Annotated in this window: 5 protein-coding genes; 3 read left to right on the top strand and 2 right to left on the bottom strand. The window is 40.7% G+C overall.

The annotated features are described in order from the left end of the window. Both ABS768_RS16390 and ABS768_RS16385 read right to left on the bottom strand, forming a co-directional pair. A partial coding sequence (locus ABS768_RS16390) for a hypothetical protein (protein ID WP_408076044.1) occupies nucleotides 1-2,128 on the bottom strand: 2,128 nt, incomplete at its 3' end. A gap of 241 nt (nucleotides 2,129-2,369) precedes the next feature. After that, a complete protein-coding gene (locus ABS768_RS16385) occupies nucleotides 2,370-3,593 on the bottom strand; it encodes a DUF4856 domain-containing protein (protein ID WP_408076043.1) in 1,224 nt (407 codons plus the stop codon). Nucleotides 3,594-3,820: 227 nt separating this feature from the next. On the opposite strand from ABS768_RS16385, the gene ABS768_RS16380 reads away from it, so the two are divergent. The 3 genes from ABS768_RS16380 to ABS768_RS16370 all read left to right on the top strand — a co-directional run bounded on the left by ABS768_RS16380 (nucleotide 3,821) and on the right by ABS768_RS16370 (nucleotide 12,741). Then, nucleotides 3,821-4,255, top strand: coding sequence for a hypothetical protein (locus tag ABS768_RS16380; protein ID WP_408076042.1), 435 nt, complete (start codon nucleotides 3,821-3,823; stop codon nucleotides 4,253-4,255). A gap of 154 nt (nucleotides 4,256-4,409) precedes the next feature. Then, nucleotides 4,410-4,832 carry a hypothetical protein gene (locus tag ABS768_RS16375; protein WP_408076041.1) on the top strand — a complete coding sequence of 141 codons (423 nt, stop codon included), beginning with the start codon at nucleotides 4,410-4,412 and terminating at the stop codon, nucleotides 4,830-4,832. Between the two features lie 292 nt (nucleotides 4,833-5,124). Next, on the top strand, nucleotides 5,125-12,741 hold the full coding sequence (locus ABS768_RS16370) for a PKD domain-containing protein (RefSeq protein ID WP_408076040.1): 7,617 nt from the start codon (nucleotides 5,125-5,127) through the stop codon (nucleotides 12,739-12,741). Nucleotides 12,742-12,743 lie beyond the last annotated feature (2 nt).

Here is a 12,743-nt window from a genome sequence, read left to right as displayed (position 1 = left end):
CAAACTCCTCAATACCATCATTGGCATCAGGGTCCGTCTGGTCACACTGAACGTAGTTCGTGATTGGGGAAGGGATGGTGGGAAGGGGATGTACAAATAATTGTATTTCCTCAATAGTATAACAATCGGTAGTCGTACCATCTTCCACTACTCTCATATAAATTGGTTGCCCACCTGCTATTATATTGGTAAACAAAGGCTGTGACTGAGAATTTAAGTTCGCTTCGGCATCTGTCTGAGAAAGATGAATAGTAACTGTATACCCTGTTTGATTATTTAATGCCTCTGCAATAGCCGGAGCCAAATCAAATTCGGCAAAACCATCATTTGTAGCATCATCACAAAGTTCAAGCGGAGTTACAGGCATAAGTACCGGAGCAGCATTAATGGTAAATGACACTGTACTACTACCTGCTACCAAACAGTTTGCTATATCTTCCTCTACACTATAAGTAATATCATAAGTACCCGGTGTACTGGCAAATAAATCAATTTCTCCCGTATTGGGGTCTATTACTACTTCTACAGGAGCACTAAAAGTACCTCCTGTGGTAAAATCAGTTCCTGTAGTTGGTGTCACCGTACCATCACTGGTACAAAGCGCTGCAGGAAGGGTAAAATCGGTAACAGGATCCTGCCCCGGATTCACAGTAACCACTAAAGGATAGGCAGGCGTTTGACATCCGGCATCTGATTCCTGTATAACATAATAGGTAACAGAGCCTACCACAGAGGTATCCGGTGTTGGATTAGAATACGGGGTACCGTTAAGGTAGTACAACATAGTATATCCCGGCTGATCTACCGGAATATCTATAGGCACTGCTGTTTGTCCCTGGCAGTACGTGATATCTGTCACTACAGGATCTAAAGGGTATGGTCCTGTATAAGAAACCTCTATAGTACTTGTACAGTATTCTGTAGTCCAGTCAAAGTAATAACTTCCCTGAACTGAAAACCCTGATACATCTACATTATTTGAAGTAGGATCTGAAAAAGTTACTGTTGAAGGGTTACTGTTATGAGCAGACCACGTACCTGTACCTGCTGCTTCTAAGCTGGCTACAAGCTCACCACAATCCATATAGAACGGATTAGGGGAAATGATACCATTATTAGCCGTAAAACTAATTGCATCTAGAAAGTTACCCACACTCGCACCTCCTACACTGGAAACTGATTGTAACATAAAACGTGTTACAGTTTGCCCAGCAGGCACGGTGTAAGTACCAGTATTGTAGCTCCAAGCCGTATTACCTGTAGATACAGTAGCCACAACAGTTAAGGTTCCTCCCGGAGGTCCTGCCAATAACTGACAGGTATCTGTTCCCTGACGCCCACGATGTGCAAATCCATAAGTAAAAACTGTTGGTTGAGGAGTATCATAATCCTGATAAACTCCAGAAACCACATTTGCATTAAGTTCTATAAACTGGTCACCACTATATGCGGGCACATTTTCATAGTTAGGCTCCTGCCAAAACTCCATTGTCTGATCTGAAGCGGTAGTACGCCATCCTTGTACCACATTGTGGTTTACAAATGTTGGGTAAGTAGACCATGTAAGATTAGGAAGCTCAAAATCGTAGTTCACCGTAGTAATCAAACACTCTGTTTGATTATTATTAGATGGTGGTGGTGGTGTAGTAACACAAACCAAAAAAGTATTGGTTAAACTGGGAGATGTGGTATTAAAGTAAATCTTTACTTTATAGGTATCTCCAATATTAAGCCCTGAGGCATTGAGTACATTATTTTGGCTACACGAAAGCATAGTCAATCCTGTACAGTCACCTTCATACAAAACAATCACTATAGGCTGCGGTGTACCCGAAAAATTGGATAACGCAATAGTATGTGCTGTAGAAGTGGCCGTAAACTCATACCAAACATCAGCCCCGTTTTGTGCCGTACATGTCGCACCTAATGCAGAAGCCGTAGCCTGAGCAAAAGTGGCTGTGGTTCCTGAGGCACAAATCTCGGTTGGGTTTACGGTTAAAGGTGTTGCTCCCGCACAATCATCATTGGCAGGGGGAAGCAACATTTCATTATCTGAAAGTGCATAGCCGAAATTACAGCCAAACACTAAAAATAATAAGGCATAAAAAGTAAATTTAATTCTTCCCATTATGGTGGTATTTAACAAGCTAGTCAGTAAAAAGTTGCCCAAATTAACAAATAATCAGGCTTAATTGCACAAAAAAATCAAATAAAATTAAACATCTTACATTATATTCAAAATGCACTATGTATTATTATCATTAAAACAATTATAACTGCATTTACCCTAATATCACAATATGTTAAAAAAATAAGGCTGCATCACTGCAGCCTTACTCTTATATATTATTTAAGGTATACTATATGTATTAGTGGCTTCCCCCTTCGGTAATTGCCTGCTCTACGGTAAAGCCAAATCGTTGCGCCATCTGAGCCGAAATAGCATCAGCAGCATTTGATGTATAATCCATATCCCAAAAACCATTTTCTCCACCGGTAAGGCTTGCTAACATTGCATTTACTTCCTCTCCCGTGAAATAAGGAGCATTTGTAGCAGGATTATTGGTAAAACGTAAACCAGCTATAAAACCATAAGCTTCAGAAAGTGCATGGAATGATTTAATTGTAGCAAGCTCATCTGTAGATAGCAGCTCCTTACCTTCATGTAGATAATATACAGCTCTAACTGCACCTATAACTGATAAGTTTTGCTTAATTACCTGTATTTGCTCGTTACGGGTTGTGTAGTCTTTATTAACTATGGCAGCCCTGCCTTTAATAAAAGCATTTTTAATATTATCTGTTATACCTTCAAAATAAGGATTACCGTTTACAGTATTCATATAACTTTCCCAGTAGTATTTCTTTACAGAACCATCAGTATTTGTAGTAGTATAACCAAATACATAACCATAAGCCTCATCCCACTTATGCTCCATAGTAGTATAATTTGCCCCCTCTTCAAGAGTACCTGCATCATTAGCAGGTTTTGTTTCATCGAGCACATTAGTACTAAGATAATTATTTAAAGCCTGATCCATAAAACAAGCACCCATTAAACCTTTTATGATAGCCTGATTGATTTCAAGTCCGTTACCGTTTACCAGTCTTTTACCTGCATCTACCGAACCTGCAATACCAGGAGCTCCAGTAGTTTCATATTGTGCTGCCACAGCACCCATTTCGGTAAAAAGGTTATCAAAAGTAGTTTTGATTTCGTTAGCCTCTACTGTATTAGCCGAAAAATAATCAGCCGAAGCAGCAGTCTTATTTCTTAGTTGTTTTCCTGAATTATTAAGTTTATCATCTGCAAAAGGATTATTGGTGTTTGAGAACATATCTATAACCTTTTGAGCATCAAAATCAGGATAACCTGACTGATTTTTAGAATAAGCATCAAACTCTGCAAGCATTTTTATTCTTTGCGTCTGTCCTGAAAAATTAACACTTGTCTCGCCGTTTCTTTCAAACTGATAAGTAGAAGGAACCTCATATGAAAGTCCGTTAACATTCTCATCATCACTTGAACATGAAACCAAAGAAGATACAGTAAAAGTAGCCGCAGCTAAAATAGTAATAGCTTTAAAATTCATTTTAATGTGGATTAATTGTTGTTTTAGTGGGCGCAAATATAAAACATACTAACGTGTAAAATAAAACTATTTATAGTAAATCTAAATAAATTTACTATCAAAAAGCACCAAACACTAAGGAATCAACCACTAACAAACACATTATTAACAATTTAAAGTAAATAAAGATAATAATGAATAATTACTTATTAAATATTTATTAATTTTGTAACTAAATCCCCCAAACAATGAAACATACTATTTTTACTTTCCTGGCAGGCTTAATAGCCCTGCTTGGATGTTCCTGTGAACCACAGGACACCGACCAACTCATCTCACAAAATGAGCTTGCTTATGTAAGCCAATCTGTCCCAAACCAATTAAAAGGAAGTTACTACTCCCACACCAGTACAAATGCTACCGGCAAAGAGGAAGTTGTTATTGAACTGACCGCCAACAGGCTTTGGATTAAGGACATGTATGACCTTGACCTTCAACAATACAGGATATTTGTTAACGGAACCTGCTGGACCATTATTTATCTTTCTGACAAACAAGAGATAAGAATAAGTGATTACATTAAAGAGGAAAACTTTGTACATATTACACTTTGGGAAAACGGACAAATTATTAATGATCTTGGTATTTATGACAAGGTTAAAGAAAATGAACCACAACCTTAATCAATAATCAGTACTTTGAGAAAGGCTCCGCAATTGCAGAGCCTTTTTTATTTATTAACAATAAACCACCTCAACAATTCAATAAATAACTTAAAAACAATTATTAATCAAATAATTACTTACCTTTGTAACTTAATCCCACACCCCACGTTTTATGAAATCTTGTTTTGTAGTAATCCTTTTAGGGATAGTTTCCCTACTAGGAACCTCATGTGAACCACAGGAGGTAAACCAGGAGCCCACCCAACTCAGCCCCTACCAAAGTACCTACACAGTACCTACTCAACTACAAGGCGAATACACAAAACATAATGGAGCCCCTAAAACGGGCAAAGAAGAGATCGAAATAATAATTACCAGTGACCATGTTTCGGTTAAGGGTTTGTATGATCTCGACCTGAACAGTTACACCTTTTTCGTAAACAGCGACTGTTGGTTAATTATTTACCTGAGTGACTCACTAGAGATCAGGATAAGTGATTATATCAAAGAGCTCAACTTAATTGTTGTTACGCTATGGGAAAATGGAGTACAAACAACCGATTTAGGCGTGTTTGACAAAATAACTGTTCAATAAAAAAACAGAAACCCCGGTAATTACACCGGGGTTTGTTTTTACACTCAATACATAATATCCTTATATCCAAAGAAATCCGATAACAAACTTAGCCTCCCAGACAGCTAAACAAGTGAAACTACCACTCAAAATACTGATAATTAAACAATTACTTAAAAAAGGTTAAATACCCTTTTGATACCCGGTAATAAACCCCTTAATTATTTACACTTAACTATACGTTAACAAAATATTCGTAGGTTTGCGAAACCAAACCAATTATTAACCCGCCCCACTTAAATTAAAATTGTGTATGAAACAATTTTACCTTGTTATAGCCCTACTGCTGTGTTCATTCACTTTATTGGCTTCATCAAAAACCGCGGACTTATTTGATATCGATCCGCCGGTAGTAACCGGAACCTCAACACTATGTGACTCCGGAGATGTTACATTATCAGCCTCATCCTTACCGGGTGCAGAGATTAACTGGTATGATGTTGAAACCGGAGGAGCTCCTTTGGCAACCGGAGTAAGTTTTTCCGCCAACGGGCTTTCGGCAACCACAACTTATTATGCGGAAGCCAGCCTTAACGGAGAAGTTTCAGACAGAACCGCATTTACAATTACAGTAAGCGAACCACCGGTGATAAATGATATTGATTTTGTAGATAATCAGTGTTCAGGACTAGACATTCTGTTCTCTGCAAACATCAGTAGCGGTACAGCTCCCTACTCATATTCATGGAATTTTGGCGATGGAGAAACCTCAACCGAAACAACACCATCTCATCCTTTTTACAGTATAGGGTGTAGCACTGAAGAGTTTGAAGTGACACTTACCGTAACCGATACTAACGGATGTAGTGACACTTATAGCACCACTGTTACGGTTAAACAAAAACCTGATGTTGCCATAGAAGACCAGGATTTTTTTGCACCTTTTAGCAATTGTGATAACAGTCCGTCACAGGGTAACTCCAATTATACTATCACGATAAATAACATCTCGCAAAACGCCTGTGCGACTAATTATTCTTTAGACTGGGGAGACGGCAGTACACAAACAAACATTGCTTTTACCGACTTTCCTTTAAGCCATACCTATACTCAGCTAGGCTCATTTAACCTTGCCGTCACAGCTTTTGGTTCAAACGGATGTAACAATACCGAAGTTTATGTTGTAGCCAACCAAAGTAACCCCGCAGGTAGTTTGGGTACATTGGGATCTACAACAGGGCTTTGTGCACCGGCAGAAGTACCTTTTACCATAGGTAACTGGGAGCTTAACTCTCCGGGTACGACTTATATTCTTGACTTTGGTGATGGACAATCGGTAACATTAAACCATCCGCTTACAGAAACCACCATATACCATAGCTACGAAGCAACTTCTTGCCCTAACGGAAGTTATACAGCAACACTTACTGTTACAAATGCCTGCGACAGTACACCTTATACAGCCGGTAATGTTCAGGTGAGGATAAATCCTACTGCCGAATTTATTGCCCCTGCAAGAGGATGTATTAACGAAAGTGTATGTTTCACTAACACCACACAACAGGGAACATTTGGATCAAGCTGTAGCGAACAAACAGTATATACATGGGACTTTGGAGACCCTTCATCACCTGATAACATTGTCACCGTAAATACTACAGGTGCTCCCGATCAATGTCATACTTTCTCGGCGCCCGGCACCTACACGGTTACCCTTACAACAGGTAATCCTTGTGGTGATTCTACCTATACACAAACTATTTGCATTGAGAGTCCGCTTACGCCCGATTTTGACCTAAATACAAACGAGGGGTGTGCGCCACTTGCAATAGCTACAACAAATACTACAGACGAAAGCAACTCCTGTGATGTAATATACAACTGGAGTGTAACATTTGCAGCTGCCGAATGTGATACCAATACTACTCCTGAATGGAGTTTCGCAAATGGTACAGGTGCTGATTCAAAAGATACTGCTTTCACATTTAACACCGCAGGTACATATACCATAAGGCTGATAGCTACCAATATTTGTGGCGCTGAACAAATTACAAAAACAGTAACGGTAAGAAAACCGCCTACAGTAACTATAAACCCTATAGATCCTTTATGTGGTGCTACCGAAGTAACTATTACACCTACTGTAACCATTACAGAATGTAATGGCGGAACTCCTACCTATTTATGGGACTTCCCCGGAGGTACACCTTCAACATCTACTGATGCCGAACCTAGCGTAACCTATACTACATCGGGCACACATACCTTTAGCGTTGCTGTTACCAACGATTGTGGTACGGTATCCGACTCACAATCTGTAATAATTGGCCCTGTTGTATTTGCTGAAGCTGGAGACAATGCAACTATATGCGACGGTGAGTCAACCACTTTAGAAGGTATCGCAACAGGCGGATCGGGAATTGGATATACTTATAGTTGGGTTCCTGCAACAGGACTAACTGGCGCAACAACTGCCACACCCGAAGCAGCACCAACAGTAACTACTACCTACACCCTAACCGTAACTGATTCTAACGGATGTACGGCAACAGACGAGGTTACCGTTTTTGTAAATCAGATAAATCAGGGAGCTATAGCTGCTAACCAAACTATTTGTAACGGAGGCGACCCTGTAGTTCTTACAGAAACCACAGCCGCAACAGCTGAAGGGACAATCACTTACCAGTGGGAAATATCAACTACAAGTAACACAACAGGCTTTAGCGATGTTACAGGTGCTACAGATGCAACTTACGACCCTCCAATTACCACGCAAAATACATGGTACAGAAGAAAGGTTACAAGTACCCTAAACGGTGTAGAGTGTAGTGCAACTACTAACTTTATAGCCATTACTGTTAACGATGTTTATGAAGGTATTATTGAAGAAGATCAAACCATATGTACCGGAGGTATTCCTAACATCATCACTACTTCTACACCTGCATCGGGTGTAGGGACATTAACCTACCAATGGCAAAGCTCTGAAGATGATATAACCTACACTGATATTGCAGGAGCAACTGCCGAGACTTACACTCCTGGAGCACTTATAGCCACAACCTACTACAGGCGTATAGTTACCAGTACCTTTAACGGTGTTTCATGTCAGGCAATAGGTAACAGTATAATCATAACCGTATCACCAGATCCTGTGATTGATAGTGAATCACTACCAAATCAGTCACTTTGTCAAAATGCTCCGGCTACAACTCTTGAAGTTACAGCGTCGGGTGGTGTGGGTTCTTTTACTTATCAATGGTATAGCAATACTGCGAATGATAATACTTCGGGCACACCCGTAACAGGAGCAACAGCTTCAACATTTACTCCGCCTACAGACGTTGCAGGTACGTTATATTACTATTGCGTGGTATCGCAAACCGGTTTGGGGTGTACTGTTATTTCACAAACTGCCGGGGTAAATATTATAGCTGCCCCAGTTTTTAGTGAGCAACCTCTTTCCAGTAATGTATGTTTAAACGGTACTCCAAACACACTTTCTGTAACCTATACTAACGGTACAGGAACACCGTCTTATCAGTGGTATTCCAACACTATTGATGACACTACAACAGGAACCGAAATTGCAGGAGCTACAAGCTCAACCTATATACCTTCTACCTCAACAGAAGGAACAACTTATTACTACTGTGTGATTACCTTCCCTGTAGGTGGATGTTCTCTAATAACATCAGATACTGCCGAAGTAAATGTAAATGCCATACCGGTAATTACTGAGCATCCAACCCAAACACAAAGCTTATGTGTAGGCGGTACTGCTTCCCAACTAAGTGTAGCTTATGATGGTGACGGAGGTAATACAACTTACCAATGGTATAGTAATACTACAGCTTCAAACTCCGGAGGAACATTAATTACAGGAGCAACTCAGGACACTTATACACCACCTGCTTTTACAGCCGAAGGAACTTATTACTATTATGTAACTGTTGATTTTGAAAACAACGGATGTGGTAACCTTACCAGTGAAGTAGCTGAAGTTATTGTAGTACCTGATCCGGTTATTACACAACAACCACTGGCAACCCAGTCGTTATGCCAGAGTCCGTTTGCAGAAGATTTAACTGTAACTGCTACAGGCGGTGTAGGATTACTTTCTTATCAATGGTATAGCAATACAGCAAACAACAATACAGAAGGCACTGAAATAGCCGCAGCAACTGCTGACATCTACTCTCCTCCTGCTGACAACGTAGGCACAACTTATTACTACTGTATCATTACTGCAGAAGGATCGGGCTGTAGTGTGACAAGTGATACCGCAGAGGTTATTGTAAACCCTTCTCCTATTATAAGCACACAACCACAATCCGAAGATCTTTGTTTCGGGCAACCAATACCAGAACTTAATGTTGACTATACGAATGGTACAGGTACACCAACCTATCAGTGGTATAGCAATACAGTAAACGATACAACCACAGGTACTCCTATTGCAGGAGCAACATCAGATACATATCAGCCAACAGACACCAACCCGGGAACTTTGTACTACTATTGCGAAATTACCTTCCCAATAGAAGGTTGCTCGGTAATCTTATCAGAAGCTGCTGCAATATCAATCTATGCTCTACCATCGGTTAACGATATTAATACAGAAACCTGTAGCAACGAAACATTTACTGTTACCCCAACTGATGGTAACGGGAACAATGTTCCGGCAAATACTATGTACACCTGGACAGCTCCGGCAGGTACAGGCTTTACAGGCGGTAGTGCACAGGCTACTCCGCAACCGGAAATCAGTCAGACATTAATCAATACTACCAATGCAACAGTTACGGTTACCTATACGATTACACCTGTTGTGAATAACTGTAACGGTGAAACATTTATGGTTACGGTTACCCTATACCCTGCTGCAACTGTTGAAGATGGTGAAGTGCTTGTTTGTAGCGGAAGTGACTTTAGTTATGATCCTGCAGGTAATGCAACAATACTTCCGGCGGGAACGCTATACCAATGGGAAGTTCCTGAAGTTACAGGAGGCATTACCGGAGGCACATCAGGCAGCGACGCGTCACTGGTTACAGGTACACTTACTAACCCTACGGCGACCAACCAGACAGCTACCTATACGGTTACCCCTGTATCTCCTGACAGAAACTGTACAGGAGAGCCTTTTGAAGTTGTGGTTACGGTTAGTCCGGAATTTAGTGTATCATCTGATGTTTCAAACTATAACGGATTCCAGATAAGCACATCGGGAGCTACAGACGGTTGGATTAACCTTAGCCCAACAGGTGGTTCGGGCACTTACACTTACAACTGGACCGGACCTGACGGGTTTACTGCCGATACCCAAAACATTGAAAACTTAGGCGAAGGTACCTATAACGTTATTATAAGCGATGGCTTATGTAACGATATAGAACTAACCATACAGATTAATGCACCGCTTCCGCTTACTATTGGCGAAGCTGACGCAAGCCATGTGGATGTTAGCTGTTTTGGAGCCTCTACAGGTGTTATTGAAATAGAGATTACTCAGGTTTCCATTGCTCCTTTTGATTATGTACTGATGCTTGAAGATGGTACTGTAATTGAAACAGTTGAAGATACTTTTGCAGAAAATTATATTTTTGACAATTTGCCCGCGGGTAACTATACCGTACAGGTTACCGATGCTAACGGTACCATTAAGACTATTGAAGATATTATTATCACTCAGCCGGAATCGGGCATTACAATTACCGAAGCTGTTATTACCGACTTTAACGGGTTTAACATAAGTTGTTTTGGCAACCAGGATGCCGCTATAAACCTTACTGTAGAAGGGGGCTACCCTGGATACACCTACAGCTGGACAGGACCGAATGGATTTACCGCCGATACTCAGGATATTGCCAGCCTGGCACCGGGTACTTATACCGTAATTATTAACGATACTACAGGAGCTTGTCCGTTAACGGAAAGCTATACCATTACTGAACCTCAACCTATAACCTATACCGCTACAGTTTCTAATTATAACGGTTATGGTGTGAGTTGTTTTGGCGTAAATAATGGTACTATCAACATACTCCCTACAGGAGGTACCTCTGATTATATCTATACATGGGCAGGACCTAACGGGTTTACCTCAACCGAGCAAAACCTTACCGAACTGGTTGCGGGTACATATGAACTTACACTAACCGACACCAATAACTGTACAGCCCTTAGCAGTACTTACACATTAACCGAACCGGAAGAGATTACTATAACCGAAACCCATATTAATGTAATTTGTTTTGGCGATACCACTGGTGAAATTGATGTTACCGTAACCGGAGGAGTACCATTACCTGCCGGAGGTTATGAATACAGTTGGACAGGTCCTAACGGATTTACTTCTGCCAATGAAGACCCTACAGGTTTAACTGCAGGAGCTTATACACTAACAGTAACCGATAATTCAGGCTGTAACGCATCAATAGCTGTTACAATAACCGAACAACCGGAAATAATAATTATACCTACAACAACTCCTATTACATGCTATGGTGCAGATAATGCTTCCATTTCTTTAGCCATATCAGGAGGTAATCCGCCTTATATTGCAGAATGGAGTAACCTTGCTACAGGTACGTTTCAGGATAATTTGGGCGCAGGTACTTATACCATTATCGTAACTGACGAAAGTAACTGTACTAAGACCATTTCAGTAGTTATTGAAGAAGCTCCTGTATTTACAGTAAACCCTATTTATACTAACATTTCATGTCACGGAGCTAACGACGGTAGCATAGCGCTTAACCTTATAGGTGGTATTGCTCCCGTAACACTTACATGGAGTGATGGATCTACAGCAGGTACTACCCGAAACAATTTAGGCCCGGGTACCTATACCGCTACTATCACCGATGGTACACCTTGCGAAATCATCAGGACGTTTACCATAGTTGAACCGGCAGCACTAGTGTTAGATGCCAATATTACACATGCTACCGATTGCGACGACACCATGAGTGGTGCGATTGACCTGTTGGTAGCAGGGGGTACACCTCCATATACCTACAGCTGGTCTAACGGGGCTACCACAGAAGATTTGACAAATATTACATCGGGTAACTACCTTGTAGAGGTTACAGATGCTAACGGTTGTTCTAATACTGCCACCTACTCCATTACACGACCTGATCCAATTACGCTTACCGTATCAAACGATATTAATTTTAATTGTGATACTCATTTTGTAAGTCAGGTTAATGTAGCTCATGCCGAAGGCGGTGTTCCTCCTTTCCAGTACTCATGGACTACAGGAGATGTTAGTGGGCAATTTGACCAGTTTATGACCACCGACCAGAACGGCACCGTAATAGTTACTGCAACCGACTCTATGGGGTGTACCGCTACACAAACATTTGAGGTAGACACACAGCAACTGGGCGAGGCTTTCTTCACGGCAGAATCGTATGCTTATACTACTTATCAGATATATTCAATAATGGACCCTGTGAGTTTCACTAATGAGTCTACAGGAGATTATACCGAAGTATCATGGGATTTTGGAGACGGAAGCTTCTCGGACGAGATTGACCCAACCCACACCTATGTAAGGGAAGGTACCTATACTGTTACTCTTACCGTAGTATACCCTTATGGATGTACAGATACTTACAGTATTATAATTAAAGTGACAAAAGGTTATGAGGTTATGATCCCTAATGCATTCACACCAAATGCCGATGGTGTTAACGATACATTTAGCGCAGTGTACAAAGGTTTCAAAAGTATTGAACTGAATGTTTATGACACCTGGGGCTCTCTTATCTACAGCGAAAAAGGCGAAGTGATAAGGGGCTGGAACGGTTATATTCAGGATATTCCGTCTGAAAACGGAAACTATTATTACCGTATCAATGCCGAAACATTTTACGGCCAGTTTGTAAATTTTGAAGGACCTTTTGCATTAATTAAATAGAA

Source organism: Flavobacterium rhizophilum (assembly GCF_046000485.1).
GTDB lineage: Bacteria > Bacteroidota > Bacteroidia > Flavobacteriales > Flavobacteriaceae > Flavobacterium > Flavobacterium rhizophilum.
Note: the sequence above shows the minus strand (reverse complement) of the source record. Positions and strands in the feature narration are given on the sequence as shown.